A 25,641-nucleotide genomic window follows, 5' to 3' on the forward strand; every position below is an offset into this window, starting at 1 on the left:
GTCCACTTCACTGCACGATGCCGTTTCGAGTTCCGATGATGACGAAAGCAATAGCCGCACGTTTCACATTCTTTATGGGCGTCTGGCTCATGATCGCCGATTGGAAGGAAGAGGATCTTCCGATCGGATTTGCGGCTTCTGTACTCGCGCTTTGGATCAGCCTGTCGCTCTTGCCGCCCACGGCTGTCGGTCTGCGTCTCGCCCCGCTTGCCAAGCTCATCATTCGCTTCCTGAGTTTGTCGATCATCGCGGGCGTGGACGTCGCGCGACGTGCGCTGCTGCCGCGCCATGATTTGCGCCCTGGATTCGTTGCCTTACCCTTTACACTGCCGTCCGGCCTCGCCCGCAACGTCTTCCTCGTTTATTCAAGCCTTCAGCCGGGAACCTTGCCCACGAGTGCAGAAGGCGCAACGCTTCGGGTACACGGCCTCGACATTTCGCAGCCCATCGCGGCATCCGTCCAGGCGGATGAGGCTCTGTTCGGCAAGGCGATCAGGCATGAATGAACTCCTTCTCGCAGCCGCGGGCCTGATCGTCCTTGCTGTCGGGATCGGACTCGCTCGCATTTTGTACGGATCGGACGACGTGGGAAGACTGATGGCGGTCCAACTACTCGGCACGGGCGGCATCGCCGCGCTGCTGTTGATAGCTTACGCCACAGACGTTCCCGGCGTGGAGGATGTGGCGCTCGGTCTCGCCTTGCTTGCCGCCTTCGCCACCGTTGCTTTCGTCAATCTGCTTGACGCTCAACAGGGAGACACTGAGGCGTGATCGCGCTTCTCGACCTTATGAGCATCGGCGCTATTGGCGCCGGCACGTTTTTCCTTTTCGCGGGCACGGTTGGTCTTTTGCGCTTTCCGGACTCGCTCACGCGCCTGCATGCCTTGACTAAAGCCGACAATCTCGGCCTTGGTCTCGTTGTACTGGGCCTGATCCCCCTCGCCGAAAACGCACTGTCAGCGTTCAAACTGATCGTCGTTTGGGCTCTGGTTCTGCTCTCCGGGGCCTCGGCCGCACAATTGATCGGCCGCGCGCTGAGGCGAGATCGCAAATGAGTGTTCTCCCTTATATTGATGTCGGCCTTGCCCTTTTGGTCCTTGCCGTCGCCGTATGGACCGTCGTTGCGAGGGACCTGTTCGCCTCGGTGGTCGGCTATGTCGCCTATGGGCTGTTGCTCGCCTTCGTCTGGATTCGCCTTTACGCTCCAGACGTTGCCTTGACCGAGGCGGCGGTTGGCGGTGGCGTCACCGGGGTCCTGCTGATTACCGCCGGCAAGAGGCTGGGAACGGTCAAGAATGTTGTGCCGGAGGCGCAGGAGGCGCAACCGGAACTCCCTCTCCGACTCCTTGCCGGCTTGCTCGCAGTGCTCGTCGCCAGCGCGCTCGGCGTCGCCATCTTGACGCTGCCGGATCCGCCTCCCTCGCTCGCCCCGCAAGCAGCCCTCGCCGCCGACGGTGCCGGTGCCGGTCTCGGCAACCCCATCACGGCGGTGCTGATGTCCTATCGCTCCTTTGACACAATGCTCGAGAAGATCGTGCTGATCCTGGCTGTGGTCGGAGTTTGGTCGGTGGGCGCCGACGAGGCGTGGCGCGGCGCACCGGCGCCGCTCCGCCACTCCCAACCCTACGCTCCCATGGTCTTTCTCGCGCAGATGCTGGCGCCTGTCGGCGTGCTCATTGGAATCCATATTTTCTGGACCGGCGCCAATGCGCCGGGCGGCGCTTTTCAGGGCGGCGCGCTCCTTGCGGCGATGTGGATGGTCACCATGATGGCGCGGCTGGCGGAGCCGCCCCGCATCGACGCGCGATGGCTCCGCCTGGCTTTGGTCGCTGGGCCTGCCGTATTCCTCATCATCGGCCTGGCAGGCGCGGTGATCGCGGGGAGCTTCTTCGCCTATCCGCACAGCTTCGCCAAGCCGATCATTCTGTTCATCGAAGCGTTCATGCTGCTCTCGATTGCGGCGGCGTTGCCGATGCTCGTCGCCGGTCCGCCGGTCGGGAGATCCGATCGATGACCCCGTCGGTTCTCGCAGGATTGACCGGCGCGGCTTTGGTTGGCCTCGGGCTCTATGGCCTCATTCTCCATCCTCACCCGCTGCGCAAATTGCTGGCCTTCAATCTGATGGGCAGCGGTGTTTTTCTCGTTTTCGGCATTGTCGCGCGGCGCGGCGCGGCTGCTGGATTTCGCTTCGACCCGATCCCACAGGCCATGGTCATTACCGGAATTGTCGTCGCCTTTGCCGCCAGCGCTCTCGCAGTGGCACTGATATTGCGCCTTTCCGCCGAGAGCGGCCACGTCTCGTTGGACCCCGAGGCCTGGATCAGGCCGAATGGCGAGGACGCAAAGTGACGGCGGAGCTCGGGACGCCCGGCGGCTACCTGCTCGTTCTTGCGATTCTGCTGCCGGCGGCCGGTATGATCCTCTCATTCACACTCGGCGGTCGGAATGCCGAGCGCGTCGCGCTTTGCTCGACGCCGTTCGGATTTGCGCTGGCCTGTGCGATCGCATTCCATGTCGCTTGGGCAGACAAGCCCATCGTCTATGCAATCGGTGGGTTGTCGCCGCCGCTCGGCATCGCCTTGCGCGCCGATGGCATATCGGCGGTCATGCTGATCGCTGCGGCGATGATCGTCACCGCGGCCGCCTTTTATGCCCGCGCGAAATTCACGACCCCCGACGGCGTCGGCGAAAGCCGAAGCGCGTTGACATTCTGGATCATGCTTCAGGCCATCTGGGCCGCGCTGATCATGATCTTCGAAGGGAGAGACCTGTTCAACCTCTACGTCGCGCTGGAACTGCTCACCTTCGCTGCGGTGCCCCTCGTTTGCGTCGATGGCCGCGCCGAAACGCTCGCAGCCGCCCTGCGCTATCTGCTCTTCGCCCTGTTCGGGTCGATTTCATATCTGCTCGGTGTCGCGTTGCTGTACGGCGCGCACGGAACACTGGACATACCGCTTCTCGCACAACGGGTTCAGGCCACGCCTGTCGTTTGGACGGCGGCTGCTCTGATAACCAGCGGCCTGCTCGCCAAGACAGCTCTTTTTCCGCTGCATCTCTGGCTGCCGCCCGCTCATGCCAACGCGCCGGCCGCAGCGAGCGCCGTTCTCTCAGGCCTGGTGGTCAAAGGATCATTCTTTCTCACGCTGCGGCTGTGGTTTTATATCCTTCCCACCCTTCCCGTGGACAAGGCGGCCGAGGTTCTCGGCTGGCTAGGCTCGGCGGCAGTGGTCGTGGGCAGCATCATTGCCTTGCGTCAAGCGCGGCTGAAACTGCTGATCGCCTATTCGACTGTAGCCCAGATCGGCTATCTGTTTCTGGTTTTCCCGCTCGCGGCGGGAGCGCAGCCCTGGAGCTCCATCGGGTGGAGTGCCGGCTTGATGCAGATACTCGCCCATGCATTCGCCAAGGCGGCGATGTTTTTCTCAGCCGGCCTGCTCGCCGAAGCACTCGGCCATGACCAGATCGCAAAATTCCGCGGCGCGGCGCGCGCTCTGCCGCTGACCTTCCTAACCTTCGCGCTCGGCGGGCTGTCGCTGGTGGGCCTGCCACCGAGCGGCGGCTTCACCGCCAAATGGCTGATGCTGCAAGCTTCCGTAGAATCGGGCCAATGGTTCTGGACGCTTCCTATCCTCGCCGGCGGCCTGCTTGCGGCCGGCTATGTCTACCGCATTCTTGCGCCCGCATTGTCCGGCGACCAAATCGTGCCGGTATTGCCTCCGAAGCGCAGCCAGGAGGCGATTGCGCTTGCGCTCGCCATAATCGCCATTGCGCTCGGCTTTGCGCCGCAAACTTTCTTCGACTTCCTTGAAATCGGCCGCCCGGTGGCAGGACTGCCATGACTGACCTTGCCTCCACGCTGTTGGTAGCGAGTCTGGCCACGCCGCTGGCATTCCTCCTTGCCTGCTTCGCCAAAGGCTGGCGGCATCACGCGTCGGCCCTGCAATGGCTTGCTCCGTTACCTGGTCTGGGGGCTGGCCTCATCGGTTTGACCCGCGCGCCGCTTGTTTGCGACCTGCCTGTCGTGGGCTTCACCCTTCGCCTCGATCCGCCCGGCGCGTTGCTCCTCGCCTGCGCGGCCTTCATCTGGATCGTCGTCAGCGCGGCTCTCTGGCGCGACCGCCGGCCCGATGACCGTTTTGGCCTTTCCTGGCTTCTCACCATGACCGGCAACATCGGCGTCTTCATCGCCGGTGACCTTGTTTCCTTTTATCTCTTCTATGCGCTCGTCAGCATTCCGGCCTATGGCCTGTTCGCTTTCTCCGACGACAGCGAACAGAAACGCGCCGGCGCGATTTATATGGCTTTCACCATTCTGGGTGAGGCGCTTCTGCTGCTCGCCTTCGCAATGCTTGCGGCAGGCGAGCCGCAAGGCAGCGCGCGCATCGCAGATGTCATCGCCGCCTTGCCTGCCTCACCTTGGCGAGACGCTACCCTGGCGTTGGTCATTGCCGGCTTTGGCATGAAAATCGGGATGATTCCGTTCAACGGCTGGATGCCGCTCACCTATAGTGCCGCATCGATCCCTGCCGCCGCCCTCTTGAGCGGTGCAGCCGTCAAGGCCGGCGTGATCGGGCTGATACGCTTCCTGCCACTCGGAATTCCGCTGGGGGGATGGGGCGACGCCTTGGTGGCTGTGGGCTTTTTTTCCGCCTTTTACGGCGTGGCTTTCGGCCTGACCCAGCAAAACCCCAAGGTTATTCTGGCGTACTCCAGCATCAGCCAGATGGGCGTCATCACCGCTGCGCTTGGCATGGCGCTGGTCAAAGGACAGGCTGACGCCTCGCTCGACGTCGCCTTCTATGCGGCAAACCATCTGCTGGTCAAAGCTGCCCTGTTCCTGACTGTTGGCGCGCTGGCCGCACCAGGCATCAGGCACTCCCCTACGACGTTTGTACTTGCCGGCCTGCTTGCCCTCAGTCTCGCGGGGCTGCCGTTGACGGGCGGCGCGCTGGCCAAGGCTGCAACAAAAGCACAATTCTCCGGCGGATCGGCGGCGGTGTTCGCCACCCTTTCTTCAATCACCACGGCGCTGTTAATGGCACATTTCCTGATCTGCCTCGCCGTGCCGCCGGCGGACGCCGCACAGGAATGTCCATCCAGCCTCCGCCGCTTCTGGCCCGCCGTTGCGCTTGGCGCGGTTCTGCTACCGTGGGCCTTCTATCCGGCAGTCGGCGATGCGTCGTACGCGTTTGAATTCGGCAATCTCCTTGACGGGCTTTTGCCTGTGGTGCTCGGTGTGGGCCTCGCGCTGTTACTTGCACGGATCGGTCGCTCTCCGCCTTTTGTGCCAGTCGGCGACAGCATAGTCCTTGAAGAGGCCGCATTCCGCCGCCTCCTCAGTGTTGGTCCATCCCTCGACATGCTTGACGCCCGTCTCAGGCAATGGCCGGCGGCAGGCGTCTCCTTGCTTCTGATTATCCTGGCTCTGCTGACGGCGGGCATCTCAAACCACTAGTCGTTTTTCCGGTTCATTGACGCGGAAGAAAATCACATAGAGCGCGGGTAGGACGAGCAAGGTCAGCACGGTCGCCACGAACAGGCCACCCATGATAGCGAAAGCCATTGGCCCCCAGAATACCGTAGGTGCAATCGGAACAAAGCCGAGAACGGTCGAGATTGCCGTCAACATGATCGGCCGGAAACGTGACGCCGCGCCCTCAACGACCGCATCCCACATCTCGCGCCCCTGTGCGCGTTCAGCCTCGATCTGCTCGATGAGGATGACCGCGTTGCGCGCAATCATGCCCATCAACGCCAGGATTCCGAGAATGGCGACAAAACCGAGAGGCCGGCCGGAAACCAGCAAGGCCGCGACAATACCGATCAGCCCCATCGGCACGAGGCTGAGAACCATCGCGAGCCGACTGAAGCTGTGCAGCTGCGCCATAAGGAACAGCAGCATCAGGAACAGCATTGCCGGAACCATGGCGTAGACCGAGGCCTGTGAATTGGCGCTTTCTTCGACCGTACCACCCACGGCGATGCGGTAGCCCGCCGGCAAGCTTGCCCGGAGCTTTTCCACCCCTGGAGCCAAAGAAGTCACCGCCGCCTCGGGGCTCGAGCCGGGGATGACATCGGCCTGGACGGTGAGAGTCGGAACGCGGTCGCGCCGCCAAACCAGCGGATATTCCTGGCCGAACTCAAAGCGCGCAATCTGGCTCAAGGGAACGGTGCGGCCGCCTGGCAACGGCACCTGCAAGGATTGCATGGTGGCGAGCGAGACACGCTGCTCGTCCTGGGCGCGGGTGATGATGTCGATAAGATAGATGTCGTCACGCAATTGGGTGATCGGGGCACCGGTCATCACTGTGTTCAGATAAGCCGAAAGCCCCTGCGAGTTGAGCCCAAGGAGGCGCGCCTGATCCTGATCGATCTCGATCCGCACCTTGCGCGCCGGCTCCATCCAGTCGAAATTTACCCCCCGCAGATTGTTGTCGGAACCGAGCAGCTGGCCAAGTTGCAAGGCAATCGTCCGAACCTCTGTCAAAGCCGGACCACTGACGCGATACTGCACCGGCCATCCGACCGGCGGTCCGAGCTCCAACGGCGAAACGCGAGAAACAACGCTAGGGAACTCGTCAGCCAGCTTTTGCTCAAGCGCAGCCTGCAGTCTTTTGCGCGCGGCAACATCTTTGGCGATGACCACAGCCTGCGCGAAGAAGTCATTGTTAAGCTGCACATTCAGCGGAAGATAGAAGCGGATCGCGCCTCGCCCGACATAGGTGCTCCAGCTGGTGACGTCAGGATTGCCCTTGAGGATGGCGTCGAGCTTGGCCGCCACGCGATCACTGGCGAAGATCGACGCATTTTGCGGCAAGGTAAGGTCGACCACCAGTTCTGGACGGTCCGAAGCCGGAAAGAATTGCCGGGGCACCAGCGGCAGGGCCAAAACCGACGCTGCGAAACACGCGAGCGCGATCGCAATGGTCGTCCAGCGACGGCGCATGGCCGTCAGCAGCAGCCCGTGGAATGCGCTCATAATACGGCTCGGCTTTTCGTCCTTTCTCGGTTCAGGAGATTTGAGCAGCCAGACTCCGAGCAGCGGTGCGAACAGCACCGCAACGAACCAGGAGACGATCAGTGCGATCGTTACGACGGCGAAAATCGAAAACGTGTACTCGCCGGCCGAAGACCGTGCAAAGCCGATTGGCACAAAGCCCGCAGCGGTGATGAATGAGCCGGTCAACATCGGAAATGCCAGCGTGTCATAGGCGAAAGTCGCCGCTCGTTCCTTGCTGTCACCCGCCGCCATGCGTGAGATCATCACATCGACCGTCGTCATCGCATCGTCGACCAAAAGGCCAAGGGCGATGATCAGCGCGCCGAGCGAAATACGCTGCAGATCGATCCCGATGAGTTCCATGATCGGGAAAATGATCGCGACCGTGAGCGGGATAGACAAGGCGACCACCGCGCCGGGCCGGATTCCAAGGCTGACGATGCTGCAGGCCATGATGATCGCGATGGCCTGCCAGAGGGACGTCATGAATTTGCCAATGGCATTCTTCACTATCACCGGCTGGTCGGACACCAGCGTCACGTCGATGCCGAGCGGCAGATCGGACATGCCGGATTCGATCGCTTTCTTTATATTGTCGCCCAACGCCAGAATGTCACCGCCGTCGCGCATGGCGATGGCAAGGCCGATCGCCGGTTTGCCGTTGACGCGGAACATCGGTTGCGGCGGATCGGACAGCGAGCGGCGAATCTGGGCGATGTCGCGCAGACGGATTAGCCGCCCGTTCGACGGAAAATTGACATCGAGCAGATCATTCTCGGACCGGAAGGTGCCGGTCACGCGGATCGACAATTTCTCGTCTCCGGTCTGGAGCGACCCGGCCGGAATCACCGTGTTTTGCGCCCGGAGTGCATCGACGAGGGCGGCGCGGTCGACCCCCAGGCCCGCAAGCTGGCTCGTGGAGAATTCGACATAGACCTGCTCGTCCTGCGCGCCGAGAATCTCGATCTTGGAGACGTCCTTGACCAGCAACAGCTTCGAACGCATGTCTTCGACGTAATCGCGCAACTCGCGATGGCTGAAACCATCGGCGGTGAAGGCGTAGATGAGGCCGTAGGTGTCGCCGAAATCATCGTTGAAGCCGGGGCCGACCACGCCCTGCGGCAAGGTGTGCGTGATATCGCCGATGTTCTTGCGCACCTGATACCAGATGTCCGGCACCTCCCTTGCGGAGGTCGAGCCTTTCAGAGTGACGAAGATCGTCGTCAGGCCCGGACTGGTATGGGAGCGCAGGAAATCAAGGCCCCTTGTCTCCTGCAACTTTCGCTCAAGGCGCTCGGTCAGCTGGCTCAATGTATCGTCGAGCGTTGCCCCCGGCCAGGCCGCCTGCACGATCATGGTGCGGAAGGTGAAGGCCGGATCTTCGCTGCGTCCTAGACGAAAATAGGACGACAGGCCGGCGATCACGATCGCGATCATCGTAAAGACGATAAAGGAACGATGTTTGAGCGCCCAGTCGGAAAGGTTTGGGCCGATCATGACCGCACTCCGAGCGGTCTGACCTTTTGACCGGGATGAAGCGCCTGCACACCGGCTGTGACTACGATCTCGCCACCGTCAAGTCCTCCCGAAAGAACCACCGTCCCCGGATCAAAGCGCAGGACTTCGACCGGTTTGAGGGCGACCGTCAGGTTGGCGGGATCGACCACCCACACTGCCGAATTTTTTTCCTTCGCGGTCAAGGCGCTCGCAGGGAGCGAAATTCCGTGACCATGGTCGATCTCCATCCGGCCCGTTACCGTCGCACCGAGCCGCATCGCGGTCGGCGGATCATTGACCGCAACGCGCACCTTGAACGTGCGCGTGACCGGGTCAGCCTGCGGATCGACCTGTCGCACGCGGCCCTTCGCGGTGACATTGGGATCGTCGGTCAGGGCGATGACCACATCGGCGTCTCCAGGTGCAGTGCGCAGCACTTGAGCCGGAACGTCGAAGACAGCGTCCCAGCCGGCATCGCGTGCGACCATGAATACCATCTGACCCGCCTGCACCACCTCGCCGGATTCCGCCGCACGGTTGGTGACCGTGCCGGTCAAGCCCGCCTTGAGCTGGGTATAGCTGACGCGATCCTCCGCAATTTCGAGCTGGGCCTTGGTGTCATCCACAGCCGCCTGCGCTGTGCGGAGCGCCTGCTGGGCCTGATCGAAATTGGCACGCGTCGTCCAGCCCTGCTTCAACAGCGTGTCCTGTCGGTCGAAATGATTGGAATCCTGCTCGAGCCTTGCCGCAGCGGCGGCAAGCGCGGCGCGCGCGGAACGAAGCGAATTCAATTCGTTCTGCGGATCGAGCTTGGCCACAATTTGGTCTGGCGTGATGCGATCACCCCTATCTACCGAGCGCTCGATGATCCTGCCGCCGATCCGGAAGGCCAGTGCGACTTCCTTTTCCGCCTGGATCTGCCCTGTCAGAGCAATCGATTCGCCCAAGCCGCCCTTTTCAACGACGACCGTACGAACCGGGCGCGGCGGCGGAGCCTCTCCGGCGGTCTCGCGCCCGCATCCGGCGAGCACCAGGATGAGTGTCAGTGCAGCGAGTGCTGGCGCTGGCTGGCCGGAAAGACGCCAGCCTGAGCTGCGGATGCGGGATGAGATCGGCATCGGAGCCTCATATTGCTGATCACAGGTAGCCAAGCGGATAGATCAGAACGAACCGACGAGTGAGCCGAGCACAATGACCACGACGAGAGCGATGATTGCGCCGAGAATAGCGACGACGAAAATATCCTTGTAGCTCGAGCCATGCGTGCACCCGCATACGGACAGAAGCGTCACCACCGCGCCGTTGTGAGGCAAGCTGTCTAGCGTGCCCGAGCCAATTACCGCGACCCGATGCGACCTCTGAAGTGGACCCTATGCTGAGGACCACTGGGTCCGGTTTTTTAAGTGGAGCTGCTGCCGTTCGTTCTTCCCAATATCTTTACGCTACTCTTGCCTGCTGCTGTTGTGGCTGTGGGGATGCGGGCAACGCGCAGCGTTGTCCAAGCTTCTCGCTTGCGAGAAGCGTCATATCCACAGCCTGTTCGCCGAATGCGCCGGTGACACCGGCCCGCCAGACCGCCATCGGCGCGCGGTTTTCCAGCGCCTGATGAGGGCGCTGGAAATTGTAAAATTCGATCCATCGGGCGATTCCGGCTTTGGCCTCGCGACCATCCGAATAACCCTTGAGATAGATGTCCTCGTATTTGAGCGAGCGCCACAGCCGCTCGATGAACACGTTGTCCATCCAGCGCCCACGACCGTCCATCGAGATCCTGACGCCGGTGGCGGCCAGCGTGCCGGTGAAGGCGGCGCTGGTGAACTGGCTGCCCTGGTCGGTATTGAAGATCTCAGGCCGGCCGAAGCGCGCCAAGGCCTCTTCGAGCGCAGACACGCAGAACGATGTGTCCATCGTGTTCGACAGGCGCCAGGCCAGCACCGCACGGCTCGCCCAATCGATGATAGCCACCAGATACAGAAAGCCCTGGCCGATCGGCAATGGAGTAAGAAGCGCATAAGCGCTTCTCCTCCCCGAACCGTACGGGCACCTTTCAGCGCATACGGCTCTCCGTTCAAGTCTGGCCCATGGCCATTGCGACATCCTGATATCGCGAGCTTGTGCTGCATTTCACTGATTATCAAAGGTCTTCACCTCATTAGGTCAGATCACGTGCACTCCAAGCAACTCAAACTGCTCCCCTTCGCCATGTGACCGGCTTTCCCGGCCTCGGACTACTACGGGAGCTCTGCCAGCATGACGGACATCGGGGTCAACTCCCTTGCCATTCCGCTCATGCCTTCCCTCGTTCATATGTTGGACTACCAGCGCATCGGTGAGGTTGCCGGTCGCAGTCTTTTCCCTTGCTTGCTGCAAGTCGATGCCGTTGCCTCAGGTTTGGCTGTGTTCTCCCCTCGGCCCACGCAAGACGCCCTACATCTACGCTCGCGTTCGGGTGTCTCCGGCTACATATCCTTCGACACCATTCAGCATTCCGCCTGTTAAACCGTGTAGGCGGAGGCGACATTTCAGCCCACAGACGCGGATGAACCGGTTCGTGTTCCTCAACCTTCCGATACTCAGCCTCGGGAACCATCTCGGCGTAACGGTTTCGCCTCAGTCCCCTTTACCTGCGGGCTACGTCACCCTGCCAGCTGACAGCAGGTCACCGCCGCTTGGGCTCATGCTTCCCCACAGCAGGAAGCAGGCTCGTCAAATTCCTCCTTTCTCAATGCATTCCAAACATACGCTCCCCCGATTCCTCGGGGCGAGGCGCACGATAGGTGATATCGGCCGCCCACACTTGATTCGGTCGGTCGATCACCATATGGCGCAGGAGATACGGGAAGATCTTGTGTCCCGGCGCCGGCTTTGTGGTTCTGGGCTTTGGTCCCAGCGCCGCGATGCCCATCTTGCGCATCAACCGCTGCACGCGCTTGCGATTGATGCGACAGCCTTCGCTATTGAGCATCGCCGTCATCCGCCGCGAGCCCAAGAACGGCCAGGCCGTGAACAGCTCGTCGATCCGCCGCATCAGCTCAAGGTCGTTGTCATTGGCCGGCCGCGGCGGCCGATACACGCTCGATCGCGCAACGCTCAGCAGTTGGCATTGCCGGCGGATCGATAGACTCGCATGATCGCGCTGAAGCAATCCTCGGCGATCCGGCGCGCTCATCTTTCGGACCTCCTGGCTAAGAAATCCCGCTCGACCGTCAATTGTCCGATCTTGGCGTGGAGCTTCTCGACCTCCAGTTCGTGGGCCGCCTCGCCATCCCGACCAGCGCCCGCGTCGAACGCCCGAACCGCTTGATCCTGAAGCTGTTTCTTCCAGGCATAAATCTGGTTCACATGCACCTGGTAGCGCTGCGCCAGATCCGTCACCGTTGATTGTTCTCGCAGCGCCTCCAAGGCGATCTTTGCCTTCAGCGCCGCATCGATTGTCCGTCTCGTCTTCTTCATGGTCCGCTCCGTTTATCAAAACGGAACGGCATCCGCACCACCTAAGCCGCCGGTCCAAAATCCGGGGTCCACTTCAGAGATCCCAGAATCAGATTGCTGGCACTTGGTAAAGCGAAAAGCCCGCCGGCAGCGAGGCCGATCTCCAATCCATCGCAATAGCTACGCTGTAACGCGCGCGCGTGAGCGCAACGTAAAACTTTGCTCGGCTTTGTGCCGCCAGCTTGCTGTTCGGATCGGCAAGCCATTGCTTCATCGCGTCCGTTGGCAGGATCACGACGTGGTCGAAGCCACGTCCCTTGGATTCTCCAAAGTTCACCGCCTGCGACGACGGGTCGACCCCCCTGCTGGTGACCTTGTCGCGCAGCTGCACGGGTCAGGGTCTGACGGTCGCCAGATAATGAGCATAGTCTGCGATTCTCAAGATGAAGACGCCAGCGCTGGCCGGCAGAGGGCGACGGCACGAGGCGCACTCGCAAGCCTGAGTGGCAGCAAACCCGGGGAATAGCCGTGACGAAACCGCACAGATGGCCTCGCTGTTACGGTGCGATCGGTTCAGGCTTACCTCGTCAATCTCGATCTTCAGCTTTTTGGGCAGCGTCCGTAAAAAGTCGGCGATGCCGCCGTCGGCATATTTTGCGAAGCGGCGCTCGTTATGGGTCAGGTAGGTCACCTGCCGAGGATCGCCAACCATCAGCAGGCGGACCGGGCTTCGCGCCAGCGCTTCGATGATGTCGAGATCATAGCCAGCGAGGTCCTGGACTTCGTCGATGAAAACGTGAGGGAACACCCGGCTCAGCCTGTCGACGACCGCGCCGCCGCTCTGCTCGTTGCATCGGATCACGAGCTTGGACAGCTTGTCCGAGAAGACTTGTCCACGCCGATCAAAGAAGTGGTTTGCGATGTCTCCTTCGGGCCAGGTCACCGCGATGCCCCGGCTGTTGGTGTAGCGAATGGCCGACTGGGCTTGGACCAATGCCATGCCTTTGACCAGAAATTCAAATACCGCACCCTGGAACGGCTTCACGCCATGGGTAATCAAGAGACTGAACCAGGTCATGATCACCACGTTCGACGGAACATGGCCAACGACGTCGAAAAATTTCTGGCGGATCTCCGCCTCGTTGGATTCGGTGTAGGTGGTGATCAGGACCCGCTGGTCCCTAATCTTAAGTGCCTCTTTGACGAGGTAGGTGGTCTTGCCGGAGCCGGCTGCCGCGATGACCAGACTATTCTCGCCAATCACGGCGCGATTGCCCGAGTAATGTAGTCAGGATATGTGATCGCCGTTTTCGAACTGAAGATGGCCAGTGCGCACTCGGTTTTGTTGGCGCGCATATGAAGGCGGAGTTCATCGTCTGTCTTGGCAGCGGTCCCGAGCATCTTGTTGAGGGTTTCCAGACCGTTCGCCTTCAGGATTTTTGGCTCAAGCGTGTTGTAATTGAAGGGCTTTTCTTTGACCGTCAGCCCACCGGTGTCGACGTCGGGGTCAAAGCAAATCCTGATCGACGGTTGGCCATCGAACGCGGCGTACTTCTTCCGCGCTGCAGCGGTGTCGCCGTCGTTGTCGGTCACCACGGCCGCCGGGATTTTCAACGCCAGGGCTAGCTCGAGGAAGCGCAGGAAGGCCGTACCGACCGAGATAACGTCAATCCCGTCCTGAATAGGCAAGCGCCCACCATTGGCGTCCATGTAGGCCCGCTGGACCACCAGTTCGTCGGAGTCGCCTTCCACCAGGATCGCCTTCTTGGCCAAAGCCAGGCGCAAGGTGTCGTACCCTGCAAGCTTCTTGAAGAAGTCGCTGGCCTGCAGCTCCGAAATCCGGACCACCTTGCCCTCGCGCAGCACGATCAGATGGTCGAGGCCGAGCTTGTTGGCCACGAAGCTGCTGTGGGGTGGCGTCGTCGGGACCCCTTCAGGCCATTGATTTCATTGAATTGAATTGAAATGATGGGACCCCCACGCCGATCATGGTTGAGACCCCACGCCGAAACACATCAGGGTTCAATCCGGACCGGCGGGTCACGAAATGGATCAAGTAATCGCACGCTGCGCGTCTCGAAGTCCTTGATGTTGCGGGTGACGAGGATGAGATCGTAAACCCGCGCAGTCGCCGCGAGGGCCAGATCCCAGCGATCCTTGTTTTTCGACCCAAGCATTCGGGTCCATTCCGCGACGACACTTGCGTCTATCGGAATGATCCGGTCCGCATAGGCTTTCTCGATCGCGCCGATCGTCTTCAGCAAGTTTGCGGCCCTGTCCGGATCGCGTCGCTTCAACATCTCGGCGCCGCGACGTTTCTCGAACAGCGTGGCGGCGCTCAGACGGAGGTCCGAATCGCCGACTGTTGCAAGCCATTTGCGCACGTTCGCGTTGCCCCGCGCACCAAACTCGCGAAGCACGTTCTCGTCGATCAAAAACGCGGTCACGGAATCCGGCGCGGCGCAACCTCGCCCACCTCGGCTTCTTCATCGAACGCGCCGAGGTCGGCCAGCTCCGCGAGCGCCCGCTTCAGGCTCCGCGGGGGATAGGGGCGTCCTCGTTTTGGATACGCCTTGGCATATTCGATCGCAGCCTCAACCTGATCGCGCGTCAGCGACGGAAAATCGTCGACAATCTGCTCGACCGATTGCCCACGGGCCAGGGCCGCCACCATGTAGGCAGGAATTTTGGTGCCTTTAATGGTAGGTTCGTTGCGATCACTTCCGACTTGTACCCATCGGCGCAGTTCGTCGAGACGATGAAGACGGCTCTTGAGGTCGGCGTCGATCTTGCCGAGATCAAGCACCACTTCGCCGAACGCGACTCGGTGCGCGTCGAAGGAGAGCTGCCGGATCGCCTCATAGAGCCGACGCCGGCCCGTAGGGGTGAGATCTCTTTCCAATCTGTCGGCGACCAGCAGAAAGCGCATCTCGGCCCGGCCGAGGAGGCGCTGAACTCCGCTTCCGGCGCGTCGCTGACGTGCGCGAATGATGCCGGTATCGACGGCCTTGTTGAGCGCAGCCACCGACCGGTTCAGCACGTAACCTGCTTCCGTGAGTGTCAATGCTTGGGCGGAAGACATGCGGACCTCCTTCTATAATTCATCCCTAATTTAGGGATGAATTAAGAGATCGGCAAGGTGCAGCGTTAAAGAATTCCCCGGGCGAGGCCACCGCCCCCGTCCGTCAGTTCTTGTCCTAATTGGCACACCCGCAAAATCGAATTGGGACACCGAATAAAAACGCCGCCTGCTAGAAATAGCTTGCAGGCGGCGCTTATCGAGCCCGGGAGGGTGATGCAAAATCCCGGCTCCCATTCGTCAGCACAACCTATGCCAAGGTTTTATGTCTCGGGGCGGGACACTTGCGGGTTGGGGATAGAATCGAAAGCGGCCGCCCCACAGAGGCACCTAGCCCGTCTTATTCATCAGCGGATTGTTGAGAGGCTGGCGAGCGTGGCGTAAGCCGCTGAGGTGGCGTAGGATTCGGTTGCTGACACCCACCCTCCGCGCATCCGGGCCGCCACACTCGCCATGACCGACGATACGAGTCTGTCGTTCTCATTTCCAGCCGTTTCCCGCAAGAAGATCACAGCTGCGTTCGACGGTGGCAAGCTGACGTCGGATGGCGGCGTCATGCTTCTCGCCATTGCGGACCGGCGCCTCGGCGTGACCGCGAAGTTGTCCCGCGTATTCCCCGAGCGGCGCGATCCGGGACGCATCGTGCACAGCCTTGCGGATATGATCCGCGCCCGCATCTTCGCCATCGCGTGCGGCTACGAGGATGGCAATGATCTCGATCGTTTACGCGGCGATCCGGCGTTCAAGCTGGCCTGCGGCCGGCTGCCGGACACTGGCCGGGATCTGTGTTCGCAGCCGACGCTATCGCGTCTGGAGAATGCACCACACCTGCGCGAGGTGATCCGGCTGAGCCATGTGCTGGTTGACCTATGGATGGACAGCTACGCGCGAGCGCCGAGCGCAATCACGCTCGACATCGACACGGTCGACGTGGTGCATGGCCGTCAGCAACTCTCGCTGTTCAATGCCCATTATGACGAACACTGCTTCCTACCGATCCACGTCTACGACACCGAGCACAGCCGGCCTGTTGCGGTCATCCTGCGCCCCGGCAAGACGCCGAGCGGCATCGAGGTGCGGGCACATCTGCGCCGCCTGGTTCGGCGCATTCGCCGGCGCTGGCCCGATACGCGTATCACCTTCCGCGGCGACAGCCATTACGCCTGCCCCGAGGCGATGACTTTTTGCAAGCAAAACGGCGTCGATTACATCTTCGCGCTGGCCGGCACGAAGCCGCTCGCCAGAAAGGTCGACGAGGTCTGCGATGCAGTTCGAACCGAACGTGCGGTCGAGAACAAGATCGTGGTTCGCGGCTACACCGAGACCCGCCACGCGGCAGGCTCCTGGCATCGTGAGCGCCGCGTCATCGCCCGCATCGAGGCAACCCAACAAGGGCTCGACATCCGCTACGTCGTCACCAGCCTGAATATCGGCTCGGCTGAGTGGATCTATGATAGCCTCTACTGCGCACGCGGACAGGCCGAGAACCTGATCAAGCTGCACAAGACCCAGCTCGCCTCCGATCGCACCAGTTGCCGCTCGGCGCTCGCCAACCAGGTCCGCCTCGTCTTCCACACCGCCGCCTATTGGCTCATCCTCGCCGTGCGCGACGCCATCCCGAAGCCGCGTGATCTGGCAACGGCCGAATTCAACACGATCAGGCTCAGGCTTCTCAAAATCGCAGCCCGTGTCATCGAGACCGCCACCCGCGTCCGTCTGGCCTTCGCTGCAGCGTGCCCCGACGCCGACCTGTTCCGCGGCTTGGCAAACGCTCTGGTCCCGCAAGCACCCTGACGCGCGGGGCATGAGCCCCGGTCATCCCCGTCGCCGTCCTCTAACGCGTTCACGAAGTCCGGTCGAAAAGCGGCGAAAAAGCCGTAGCGTTCGCGCGCGCCTTCACACCGAGCGGAAATGTTCCACCAGCCCCGCCCGGCAATCATGAATAAGACGGGCTAGCCTGTCTCTGTCCAATCTGCAGCGTCTTCGTCATCGTCATGCTCTTCATCATCTGCCGGCAAGGGATCCGGCAATTCTCCCGCCAACATCTTGTCCTTGCTGAGCAGGCCGGCGTCCTCCAGCGCCTCCATGTTTGGCAGATCGCGCAGCGTCTCCAGGCCGAACTGCACCAAAAATCCCTTGGTGGTCACATAGGTGTAAGGCGCGCCGGGTTGCGGGCTGCGCGGGCCGCGCGCGATGAAGTCTAATCCGCGCAGCCGGGCGATGGTATCGCGGCTGACCTCCTTGCCGAAGAAGGCGGACAGCTCGCTGCGGGTGATCGGCTGGTAATAGGCGATGCAGACGAGGATCAGCGTCTCGGACTGCGACAGCGCCTTGCCGTCGCTCGCGCCGCCGATCGCCGCGCGGATCGCATCGCCAAAGTTTTTCCGGGTGCGATGCTGCCAGCCGCCGGCGACCGTGACGAGCTCGTAGGGCCGGCCGCGCAGCTCGGCGCGGATGTCGTCGATGATCAGATCGAGGCTGCAGTCGCGGCCGACGACGCGCGCCAGGGTCTCGCGGGTCACCGGCGCGGGCGCGGCGAAGATCACGGCCTCGACCCGGCCCATCCATTCGCGCCAGCGCAGCTCCGGCGGCAGCTCGGTGAGCTCCGTGTCGAGATCCGCTTTGGCTCGCGCGCGCCGCCCCATCTCAGAGCCCGTACAGTCGGAAGGTCGGCCGTCCCGTGAGCTCGCGCACCGCACCAAGCGACACCAGCCGTTCGAACAGCCGCCGCGTCGAACGGTCGCTCGCGGACGGGCCGGCGCCGGCGGCTTGCGCGTCCTCCATCAGCAGGATCCCCACCATCCTGTCGGCGTCCTTGCCGCGCAGTTTTGGCGCCACCGCCAGCAGCCGGTTGGCCCGTCGCACGAGGTCGGCGTAGAGCTCCGATGCGGCCGCGGCGGCGCGCGCATAGGCCAGGGCGCAGGCCTAAAGCCAGGCGTCGTCAACGCCGCCCGCCTTGCCGGCAGCGCGCAGATCGGCGCGGCGGACCTGGCTCGCGATCAGCGGCACGGCCATCGGCCAGTTCAGGCGGTGAGCGAGCACGACGTCGGCCAGCCACAGGGCCAGCGGCTCGCTTGCCGGCACAAAGCGCAGGCTCAGCGCCGCGATCTCGGCGGCGGCCGCGACGGCGCTGCCCTGCCCGGCCGCGAGTTTTGTCGCGGCTGTGACGACGTCCTTGAGCGCAGCGTCGACGCGCAGCTCGAACCGAACGGACAGCGTCATCAGCCAGTCGTCCGGCGCCATGGCGGCGCGCGCGCCGAGCTGGCGCCAGGCCGCGAGGATGCGCCCGCCCGGGCCGGGATCATCGGTCGTGCGGCGCAGATACCAGGCGTCGCGCAGGGAAGCCTCGTCCTCGCGGCGCCCACTGTTCCGGGCGAGCACGGCGGCGCTGGCGAGCGCTAATCGATATCGCCAGAGCTGGCCGAGCGGGTGTTCGCTGCGCGCGATGGGGTGGAGTGCGGCGAGCGCGCCACCGGCCAAAAACATCGCATCATCAGCGGCTTGTGCGGACGCGACCTGGCGCGCCCAGCTAGGTGCCGGCGGGACGGTCGGCGGGGCTTCAGGGAGGGTTCGCGCGCGCGGGGGCATGGCGAAGCTTATGCCGATTGCGGCGCTTATGGCATCAAAAATCGCCAAAACCGCCGCACCTGTCGGTGGATAATAACGAGCGATAATGTTGCCTTATCAATCTTGAGCCTACCCGTTGTTGCTCGCGTTTCACCGCCGGACAGCCCCCTTCTGGCGTCAGATTGACGAGAATTCGCAGTCATGAGCGGACCGCGTGCACGCCCAAATCCCGGACGGAGCCAGCGGATGGCCTCTCTCGTCGAGCAGAAGGTCGAAATCTACTCAAATTGGGCGCGCGTACGAAATCTCTGCCGGACGGCGGGGATTGATGGGATTCAGCAGCTTGGGGCCAGGCCGGCGAAACTCGAAGCGCCGCCGACGATGCGCGTCCCGCAGATGTCGTGCAATTGCCAGCGGAAAGGGCTATATAGGTAGAATATTGACAGATAGGAACCAAGGAGCCGCCGATGGCGCTAAGCATCAAGGATCGCGAGACTGAACAACTTGCCCGCACGCTTGCGCAGCGCACGGGCGAATCCATCACCATTGCCACGCGGCGAGCCCTTGAGGAGCGCCTGCGGCGCGTGGGTTCCAACGCTCGTAAGGCGACCCTTTTGGAGGATTTGGAGGCGATCCAGCGCCGCTGGAACGCCTTGCCGGTTCTCGACAACCGCACCCCCGAGGAGATCGTCGGCTACGACGAGAACGGCATTCCAAACTGATGGTCATCGATACATCTGCAATTGTTGCGATTGCCTTCAATGAGCCGGAGGCGAAGAGTTTCCGCGAACGCATCGCGGACGACCCCGTTCGTCTCATCTCGGCAGCGACCGTCCTCGAAGCTGCGATGGTCATTGAGACGCGACTGGGGGAGCCGGGCGGCGCGGAACTCGATCTCTGGCTGCACAAGGCGGATGTCGAGATTGTCGCTGTGACCGCGGACCATGCCGATCAGGCCCGCCGCGCGTGGCGCCGTTACGGCAAAGGGCGTCATCCCGCGGGCCTGAACTTCGGCGACTGTTTTTCCTATGCACTCGCCGCGCTCACCGGCGAGCCGCTGCTCTTCAAGGGCAATGACTTCGTCCAAACCGACGTTGAGACCGCATGACGATGTGATTGCCTCGACTAGATGAGGACATTTCCGGCGAGATCGTCGTCGCCGAAGCGGAACGCGCCACCCCCTCCCCCGCTCTGCCGGCGCATCTCGAGTGCCTCGCCGATCGCGCCCGCGACTATGTCGACGCGGCGAGTTCGGCTAACACCCGCTGGGCCTATGCGTCAGACTGGAAGCGGTTGGTGCCGGCGCCAGGGTCTCGAGGTCTTGCCGCCCTCACCGCAGACGGTCGGCCTCTACATCACCGCCGGTGCTTCGGGCGCGGCGACGGCCGATCGTCAGCCGAATGCGGGCTCGACGATCGAGCGCCGGCTCTCCGCCCTGACCTGGAATTATGTGCAGCGGCAGGATGCCGCTCGACCGCACGGATCGGCACATCGCGACCGTGCTCGCCGGGATCCGCAACACCCACGCCGCCCCGCCCCGGCAGAAAGAGGCCGTGCTGCCGGAAGACGTCATCGGCATGCTCGAGACGCTCGACCGCAGCACGCTGCGGGCGCGATGCTGCTGATCGGCATTGCCCTGGGCTTGCGGCGCTCGGAGATCGTGGGCCTTGACGTCCACTGGAAGGCATTTGTATTGGGCGTAGCCATGACGCCCGCTGTCATCCGCGACGGCAAGATCAAGAATCAGCTACTCTCGTGCCTGATTGCTTTCTCGGTCCAACTCTAAAATATTGGAGGACTCGTGAATTGAACGACCAGGAAGCGTTTGTTTGGAGATGCGCTCGATCGAACGCGCCTTAGCGTTGTTTCTCTCGAACTCGCAATTTGCTCCCTTCTTGCCTCAAATCACGTTTGTCTTTTTCGGTTCCTAGGTCATGGCCCCGGTGAACGGGCTGCTTGATTGTGGCGCGAGCGAACGAATGTCCATGCTCGAGATGCTTGGCAATACGCTCCCTCGCGGCCTCTAGGATGCGGTGTCGCGCGCCGGCATTTCCGGCCAAGACGCGCTCGAGCGCTTTCTCGATAACGATGACTTGGGACTCCGCCGCGGCCAAGGCGGCGTCGGCGGCCGCAGCCTTTCGATCGGCCGTGCGAAACGTTTCCGCCGTCACCCGCCAGCGGTTGCGATCTAGTTCCCGACGGTCCGTGTCCATGCGACCGGTTGTGGCGTCGATGACTTTGATATCTTCTGCGACTCGTTCGACAGCGTCTCGAACGACCTGGAGACGGTCGCCCGGTTTGGCCTGGCTGTCGGCAAACGCCGTCTCAAGTCCAACGCCCCACATCTTGTGCTTCCGACCATCGTCGAGTTCTATCACTGCGTAGGTGGAGGTCTCGGCATCGGGACGATCGCGATAGGGAGCTCGCCCGACCTCGACCAAGCGGCCTGAGACCCCCCTGTCATAGTCGAGCCTTTCGGGAGGCCTGTCGTTTACGCGGCGATTTGATCGGTCCAGGGCGTCCCTACGATCGGAGAGCTTCAGCCGATCCAGCTCGGTTGGCTCGTATCCTTGCACGGCGATGCCGCGAAGGCTGGCCTCCAGCCAAGCCTCGCGTCGGAACTCCTGGGAGCCACGAGCTTGCATGGCCTCCCAACCCCGATGCTGCGCAACGATGACCATGTCCCGGACCACCTCGGTAGCCTCCAACCGCGTGATCAAGCGATCCTCGGTCACCTTAAAGGCCAGATACTCACCGGCTGCGTCCGCATAGAGATGCGTGCGTGCCTTCCGTCCATCCTTTTCGATCGCGTAATATTTCCGACGGACCCGCTCTGGAAGTTCTTTGTCGTCGACGATGGCAGAAGGAGGCCTCCCGGATTGCCTTGATTTCGGTCGCGGGTCGTTGCTCGACTTGCCACCGCGAGAACTGCGCTCGGCGGCATCCGCCCGCAGCAGGCTGAAGTCCGCCTCATTTTCAGGCCTGTCGCTCATGTTGCTCTCCGTTCTGCGTTCTGGTGAACGATCGAGCTGATGGGATTGCCTGAGAGTCGATGTACTTCAGGGTCCATGCTTTCATGTCTTCTTCGGACAAGCCTTCGAGATCCACATCGACCCCGCCAAAATCGAAACTGACATCATCAGGAATCGTTGAGGGATCGGCCACTTCCTCGTCGGTCATCGGTCGTGATCGAAATATTGCGCGAAACTCGGCGACTTCGGAGCGAAGCTCCTTGATTTCGGCGTTAAGTAACGCAGTCGAAAGCCCCTTCGGCATCGCCTGAACCGGCGCCGGCAGCAGTCGTTGCAGAAAGGCCTTATCTTCGTAGTAGACGAGCTTATCGGCGATCAGCGGTGGGATCGCGGTGCCGAGGATGAACGCCTTGGACCTCGGCAGCAGCTTCAGCTCTTGGGGCAGCATGAGAGCGCGCCGATGTTCCGACACCGTTTGGCTCAACGATCGTGCCGAAAAGCCCTTTGGCCCACTGTGGCTGCGCGCCTTCACCGTGTCATAGCCAATTCGTTCTGAAAGCTCATTGGCGACGTCTTGCTCCTTCGGAGCGAAAACGACTTCCAGGGCATGGTTCGTCATGAAGTTGCGGGCGACGTCGGAGCCGTAGATTGCACGAAGTTGCGCCGGGCTTTGGACGACCGTCAGAAGCCGGATCCCGTATCCTGCAACGAACGCGACCGATTTCGCCAGAACATTGACATTGCCCAGCGCTGGGAATTCGTCGAGCAAGAGGAGGACTTTGCGATTAAGCTTGGGATTATGTTCCGGCAGCTCACGGGTATTGAGATCAACGACCTGCTGAAAGAACAAGTTCAGCAGAGGCGCCATGCGCTCGAGATTGTCCGGCGTGACACCAAGATAGATCGACATCGCTTGTTGCCGCAGCTCGCGCAAATCGAAGTCATTGGCTGACGTCGCGGTATCGATGCGAGGGTTGAGCCACAGGCCAAGTCTTGCCGTCACGGTCTTCCGCACCGAATTCATGGTGTTCTCGGAAGCTGCAAGAAAGTCGTTCAGCGCCGTGATGCAAGATCGAGACAAGGGAGAGCTACTCGATCGTCTCGCGGCGATGATCTTCTCGAAATGTGACTTGAGATCGGAAGCCGCGGAGAGCTGGTGCAGGATCTCCCCGATGGTCAGAGGTAACCCGGGGGTTTCAGCAATATAGCCGCCGATCGCGACAAACGCCGTCCGCGCGGCCTCAAACCAGAACGGATCGCCGCGGCTCTCGGCCGGAAATAGCATGACCGCGATGCGCTGTAGGTCATCATAGAGGTCGGCCGGATCGTTACGCACGTAGCCGAGAGGATTGTACCTCGCCGTACAACCGCTTTCTTCGAGGGGATCGAACAGATGGACTGCCTGCCCGTGGGCCGCGCGAAAACCCGCCGATTTTTGCCAGTTCTCCTTTTTCACGTCGAGCACGACAACCGAATCCGCCCAATTCAGCAGGTTCGGAATGACATAGCCAACCCCTTTGCCTGCCCGGGTCGGCGCATAGACCAGCACGTGCTCCGATCCACCGAAGCAAAGCATCGCACCGTCCTTGCGGCCAAGCAGAATGCCATCCTTCGACCGGAGACCGGCAGCCTTGATCTCTCGCTCGGTCGCGAAACGCGCCTTGCCGTGAAGCGGCGGCGGCCGCTGCCGGAAGAGGAAACCGAGCAGGCCAAAGACCGCGATCGTGCCGGCGAGAGTGGAGAGCGTCAGCCAGCGGTCGAACCGCGGATCCGTGCCGTACCGGGGCCAGCCGCTCGCGATCTCGAACCAGTGAAATCCACCATCGTGAACCCTGAGCCCGAGCAGCAGAACGTTTGAGGCGACCAGCAGGAAGAGCGCCCCGGCGCAAAGCGCGAGCGCAGTGCCACGTGCGGCTTTAGCGGCCGTGATCGCGTTTGCGGATGGGATCATAATAGATCTCAGAGATGCGGTAGCGGCCGTCGCGCTTTTGCATTTGGACGACGACATCGACCAGGTGCAGCAGCAGCGAGCGGATATCGTCGCGATGGAGGTCCCGCCCTTCCGCGCTCTCCTTCACCAGAAGGGTCAATTGTTCGAAGGCAAGCCGCGCGCTGTCCGCGTGGACCGTCGTGATCGACCCCGGATGCCCCGAATTGACGTTCCTGAGGTAGAAGAAGGCCGTGCCGTCCCGTAGCTCCTGCAACAGGATCCGGTCAGGCCTCATGCGTAGGGTCGATTCCAGAAGCTCGCGGGGCCCGATCTTGGCCATGCCCTGCCCGTCTTTGGCATAGAGCAGACGGACGGAATTCTCGTGCGGGATCACAAGCTCGATGGTGTCCTCAATGGTGATCAGCCGTTCATGCGCCGGGATTGCCGCAATCAAGGCTTTAGAGAGCGTCGTCTTTCCCGATCCGGTCGCACCCGAGATCAGGATATTGCGGCGCGTCTTCACGGCAAGCTCCAGGAACTCACGCCAAAGACCGGCTTCCTTCAGAGCGAGCAACCGGTGCTCGTCGGGATGAAGTTCGTCACCGGCTGATCGGACCTCGTCAAACAGCCTTGTCCGCTCAAGAGCGGCCAGGTTCATGGTCAGTTTCGACGGCTTGCGGATCGTGAGGCTGACCTGACCGGCCGGGACGGCCGGAGGCACCACGATTTGGCAGCGCTCTTCGCCGATTAGACTTGTCGACACCACGGGAAACTCTGGTCCGATATCTTGGCGAGTGTATCCGGCAGCCGCTGTTGCCAGATGCGAGAGGTAGTCGTGTGTGAGCCCTGCCTCCGCGTGACGGGTCCAGCCCTCAGGTCCTTCTACGAAGACTTCGCCAGGCTGATTGACCACGATCTCGGTAAGGGACTCGTCGGCCAGATATCGGTTCAACGGCTCAAGATAGCGAGCCAGCACCAAACGGCCGCCATTCTGCTCGGTCGACGCGAGCCGCGTCATTTCATGACCTCGGTCGGCCCGACCGCTGCGCCCCCGACCGTGCGGTCGAATATCTGGCTCCGTGTTTCAATGCGCTTCAGCTGATAGACGGACGAGAAATCAAGATCTCGCGCGACGAAGATATTGACCAGTTCGCCCTGGTTCTTGTTCAGCGTAGGCGGAATGTTGATCGATTGCTCGACGGCGATGCCGGCGGCAGTATTTGCTGAGCCAGTGGTATTGTTGATTTGGATCGAGCTGTCCTGAAGCTGCTGACGCCCGATGGAGCCGGCATCGCCCACGATGGATAGCAGCAGCGCCGATCCAAATCGCTCCCAAAAATGCGTATCAATATCACCGTCAAACCCAGCTCGACCAAGCGCGTCTGTAGCGGGCGACGCGAGCGCGACGATGACCCCCGTAGGCGTCTTGGCACGAGACCACAGAACGAACATGCGCTTCGAGCCGCGCCTGACATTGCCGCGATATTCGCCGACCACCTGGGTGCCTTTTTCCATGAGCACGACGTTGCCAGAATCGGAGATGACATCGCGGATCACGACGCAGGACACGAAGCCGGCGACGTCAGAGGACATTGCCGTCTCCAGCACACACGGGATGGACGTGCCCTGCGTGACCAGAAGGTTCCGGTTGGGAAGCCGCGCTGCGCGGACGCCTTCAATCGGTGTGGGCTTGAGCTTGTCGGCCAGCTCATTCGGCGGCTCCGCCCGTCCAAAGGCATAGGGATCGGCAGCACCAGTCCCAGTCATGCCGTTGTGGGTTGCGCGCCCGGCCGAGACCGGCCGGTTGTAAGCCAGGACCGGTGCGCGACGTGCGCTTTCGAGCATCTGGTCCGGCACGGGCGGGGTGACCGCCGGCGCGGTAGGTGGCGCTGCAGCCGGAATTGAATCTGTGGTGAGTGGAGCTCCCGGCGCTTCCGTAGCCGGCTCGAACGCTGCGGCCTGACGGATCATGAGTTTGCGGGCGGACTCGGTGACAGGCTTATCGCCTTTCCACGTGCTCAATATGATGAGAAAGGCGAATGCGGTGAGCCCGAGTGCGCCAAATCCGCGCTTGAGCATCGTCGTTCGTGCGTGGTCGGTCTGGCCGACCGGGGTGATGCCACGATCGCCATCAATTGTCTCGTTGTGAAGCTCGGTCATTCTG

General features: G+C 61.9%; 24 protein-coding genes and 4 pseudogenes. 11 read left to right on the forward strand and 17 right to left on the reverse strand.

The window, feature by feature from the left end; translation table 11 throughout:
• The first annotated feature begins 35 nt into the window (after positions 1-35).
• Genes NLN62_RS48935 through NLN62_RS48965 form a run of 7 tightly spaced genes read left to right on the forward strand, consistent with a single transcriptional unit; the run spans position 36 to position 5,455 of the window.
• A complete protein-coding gene (locus tag NLN62_RS48935; RefSeq protein WP_254113985.1) occupies positions 36-506 on the forward strand; it encodes a Na+/H+ antiporter subunit E in 471 nt (156 codons plus the stop codon).
• Positions 499-771: a monovalent cation/H+ antiporter complex subunit F gene (locus NLN62_RS48940; RefSeq protein ID WP_254113986.1), complete on the forward strand. Its 273-nt coding sequence runs from the start codon at positions 499-501 to the stop codon at positions 769-771. The genes NLN62_RS48935 and NLN62_RS48940 overlap by 8 nt, the downstream gene beginning before the upstream one ends.
• Positions 768-1,055, forward strand: coding sequence for a monovalent cation/H(+) antiporter subunit G (locus NLN62_RS48945; protein ID WP_254113987.1), 288 nt, complete (start codon positions 768-770; stop codon positions 1,053-1,055). Before NLN62_RS48940 ends, NLN62_RS48945 begins: the two co-directional genes overlap by 4 nt.
• Complete coding sequence (locus tag NLN62_RS48950) at positions 1,052-2,014, forward strand: hydrogenase subunit MbhD domain-containing protein (protein ID WP_254113988.1); 963 nt, start codon at positions 1,052-1,054, stop codon at positions 2,012-2,014. Before NLN62_RS48945 ends, NLN62_RS48950 begins: the two co-directional genes overlap by 4 nt.
• Positions 2,011-2,349, forward strand: a complete 339-nt coding sequence (locus NLN62_RS48955; RefSeq protein WP_254113989.1) for an NADH-quinone oxidoreductase subunit K — start codon at positions 2,011-2,013, stop codon at positions 2,347-2,349. Before NLN62_RS48950 ends, NLN62_RS48955 begins: the two co-directional genes overlap by 4 nt.
• Complete coding sequence (locus NLN62_RS48960) at positions 2,346-3,839, forward strand: complex I subunit 5 family protein (protein ID WP_254113990.1); 1,494 nt, start codon at positions 2,346-2,348, stop codon at positions 3,837-3,839. Before NLN62_RS48955 ends, NLN62_RS48960 begins: the two co-directional genes overlap by 4 nt.
• Positions 3,836-5,455, forward strand: a complete 1,620-nt coding sequence (locus NLN62_RS48965) for a complex I subunit 5 family protein (RefSeq protein WP_254113991.1) — start codon at positions 3,836-3,838, stop codon at positions 5,453-5,455. Before NLN62_RS48960 ends, NLN62_RS48965 begins: the two co-directional genes overlap by 4 nt.
• Here NLN62_RS48965 and NLN62_RS48970 read toward each other — a convergent pair.
• From NLN62_RS48970 to NLN62_RS49020, 11 genes and pseudogenes are all read right to left on the reverse strand, one after another.
• Positions 5,444-8,497: an efflux RND transporter permease subunit gene (locus NLN62_RS48970; RefSeq protein ID WP_254113992.1), complete on the reverse strand. Its 3,054-nt coding sequence runs from the start codon at positions 8,495-8,497 to the stop codon at positions 5,444-5,446. The two genes, NLN62_RS48965 and NLN62_RS48970, sit on opposite strands and share 12 nt — an antisense overlap.
• A complete protein-coding gene (locus NLN62_RS48975) occupies positions 8,494-9,615 on the reverse strand; it encodes an efflux RND transporter periplasmic adaptor subunit (RefSeq protein WP_254113993.1) in 1,122 nt (373 codons plus the stop codon). Before NLN62_RS48975 ends, NLN62_RS48970 begins: the two co-directional genes overlap by 4 nt.
• 42 nt (positions 9,616-9,657) lie before the next feature.
• Positions 9,658-9,849, reverse strand: a pseudogene (locus NLN62_RS48980) (GntP family permease); the annotation flags it as partial.
• A gap of 85 nt (positions 9,850-9,934) precedes the next feature.
• Positions 9,935-10,501, reverse strand: a pseudogene (locus NLN62_RS48985) (transposase); the annotation flags it as partial.
• 718 nt (positions 10,502-11,219) lie between these two features.
• On the reverse strand, positions 11,220-11,666 hold the full coding sequence (locus NLN62_RS48990) for an IS3 family transposase (RefSeq protein WP_254113984.1): 447 nt from the start codon (positions 11,664-11,666) through the stop codon (positions 11,220-11,222).
• The gene (locus tag NLN62_RS48995) at positions 11,663-11,950 is read right to left on the reverse strand and encodes a transposase (protein WP_254113983.1); all 288 of its coding nucleotides are present in this window, start codon (positions 11,948-11,950) and stop codon (positions 11,663-11,665) included. Before NLN62_RS48995 ends, NLN62_RS48990 begins: the two co-directional genes overlap by 4 nt.
• A gap of 88 nt (positions 11,951-12,038) precedes the next feature.
• Complete coding sequence (locus tag NLN62_RS49000) at positions 12,039-12,320, reverse strand: hypothetical protein (RefSeq protein ID WP_254113994.1); 282 nt, start codon at positions 12,318-12,320, stop codon at positions 12,039-12,041.
• 3 nt (positions 12,321-12,323) lie between these two features.
• Positions 12,324-13,193 carry a UvrD-helicase domain-containing protein gene (locus tag NLN62_RS49005; RefSeq protein ID WP_254113995.1) on the reverse strand — a complete coding sequence of 290 codons (870 nt, stop codon included), beginning with the start codon at positions 13,191-13,193 and terminating at the stop codon, positions 12,324-12,326.
• Positions 13,190-13,828: an ATP-dependent endonuclease gene (locus tag NLN62_RS49010; protein WP_254113996.1), complete on the reverse strand. Its 639-nt coding sequence runs from the start codon at positions 13,826-13,828 to the stop codon at positions 13,190-13,192. The genes NLN62_RS49005 and NLN62_RS49010 overlap by 4 nt, the downstream gene beginning before the upstream one ends.
• A gap of 116 nt (positions 13,829-13,944) precedes the next feature.
• The gene (locus NLN62_RS49015; protein ID WP_254113997.1) at positions 13,945-14,376 is read right to left on the reverse strand and encodes a type II toxin-antitoxin system VapC family toxin; all 432 of its coding nucleotides are present in this window, start codon (positions 14,374-14,376) and stop codon (positions 13,945-13,947) included.
• Positions 14,373-14,969: a DUF433 domain-containing protein gene (locus tag NLN62_RS49020; protein ID WP_254113998.1), complete on the reverse strand. Its 597-nt coding sequence runs from the start codon at positions 14,967-14,969 to the stop codon at positions 14,373-14,375. The genes NLN62_RS49015 and NLN62_RS49020 overlap by 4 nt, the downstream gene beginning before the upstream one ends.
• Before the next feature lie 492 nt (positions 14,970-15,461).
• Here NLN62_RS49020 and NLN62_RS49025 point away from each other — a divergent pair, with 492 nt between their 5' ends.
• Positions 15,462-16,802 carry an IS1380 family transposase gene (locus tag NLN62_RS49025; protein ID WP_254113999.1) on the forward strand — a complete coding sequence of 447 codons (1,341 nt, stop codon included), beginning with the start codon at positions 15,462-15,464 and terminating at the stop codon, positions 16,800-16,802.
• 158 nt (positions 16,803-16,960) lie between these two features.
• Here the strand turns inward: NLN62_RS49025 and NLN62_RS49030 are convergent, their stop codons facing one another.
• Positions 16,961-17,653, reverse strand: coding sequence for an SMC-Scp complex subunit ScpB (locus NLN62_RS49030; RefSeq protein WP_254114000.1), 693 nt, complete (start codon positions 17,651-17,653; stop codon positions 16,961-16,963).
• A 1-nt stretch (position 17,654) separates the two neighbouring features.
• A pseudogene (locus NLN62_RS49035) lies at positions 17,655-18,596 on the reverse strand (DUF1403 family protein).
• Positions 18,597-19,042: 446 nt separating this feature from the next.
• On the opposite strand from NLN62_RS49035, the gene NLN62_RS49040 reads away from it, so the two are divergent.
• From NLN62_RS49040 to NLN62_RS49050, 3 genes and pseudogenes are all read left to right on the forward strand, one after another.
• On the forward strand, positions 19,043-19,297 hold the full coding sequence (locus NLN62_RS49040) for a type II toxin-antitoxin system VapB family antitoxin (RefSeq protein ID WP_254114001.1): 255 nt from the start codon (positions 19,043-19,045) through the stop codon (positions 19,295-19,297).
• Entirely contained in the window at positions 19,297-19,683 is a 387-nt protein-coding gene (locus NLN62_RS49045) for a type II toxin-antitoxin system VapC family toxin (protein ID WP_254114002.1), read from the forward strand. The genes NLN62_RS49040 and NLN62_RS49045 overlap by 1 nt, the downstream gene beginning before the upstream one ends.
• 29 nt (positions 19,684-19,712) lie before the next feature.
• Positions 19,713-20,250 (forward strand): annotated as a pseudogene (locus tag NLN62_RS49050) (integrase); the annotation flags it as partial.
• A gap of 181 nt (positions 20,251-20,431) precedes the next feature.
• Here NLN62_RS49050 and NLN62_RS49055 read toward each other — a convergent pair.
• The 4 genes from NLN62_RS49055 to virB10 are packed head-to-tail and all read right to left on the reverse strand — an operon-like array spanning position 20,432 to position 25,637.
• Entirely contained in the window at positions 20,432-21,568 is a 1,137-nt protein-coding gene (locus NLN62_RS49055; protein WP_254114003.1) for an LPD7 domain-containing protein, read from the reverse strand.
• Positions 21,552-23,498, reverse strand: a complete 1,947-nt coding sequence (locus NLN62_RS49060; RefSeq protein ID WP_254114004.1) for a type IV secretory system conjugative DNA transfer family protein — start codon at positions 23,496-23,498, stop codon at positions 21,552-21,554. The genes NLN62_RS49055 and NLN62_RS49060 overlap by 17 nt, the downstream gene beginning before the upstream one ends.
• Complete coding sequence (virB11, locus tag NLN62_RS49065) at positions 23,464-24,495, reverse strand: P-type DNA transfer ATPase VirB11 (protein WP_254114005.1); 1,032 nt, start codon at positions 24,493-24,495, stop codon at positions 23,464-23,466. Before virB11 ends, NLN62_RS49060 begins: the two co-directional genes overlap by 35 nt.
• Positions 24,492-25,637, reverse strand: a complete 1,146-nt coding sequence (gene virB10, locus NLN62_RS49070; RefSeq protein WP_254114006.1) for a type IV secretion system protein VirB10 — start codon at positions 25,635-25,637, stop codon at positions 24,492-24,494. Before virB10 ends, virB11 begins: the two co-directional genes overlap by 4 nt.
• Between the last annotated feature and the right edge of the window lie 4 nt (positions 25,638-25,641).

Origin of the sequence: Bradyrhizobium sp. CCGUVB23 (genome assembly GCF_024199885.1) — a bacterium.
In the GTDB taxonomy this organism is placed as follows: Bacteria; Pseudomonadota; Alphaproteobacteria; order Rhizobiales; family Xanthobacteraceae; genus Bradyrhizobium.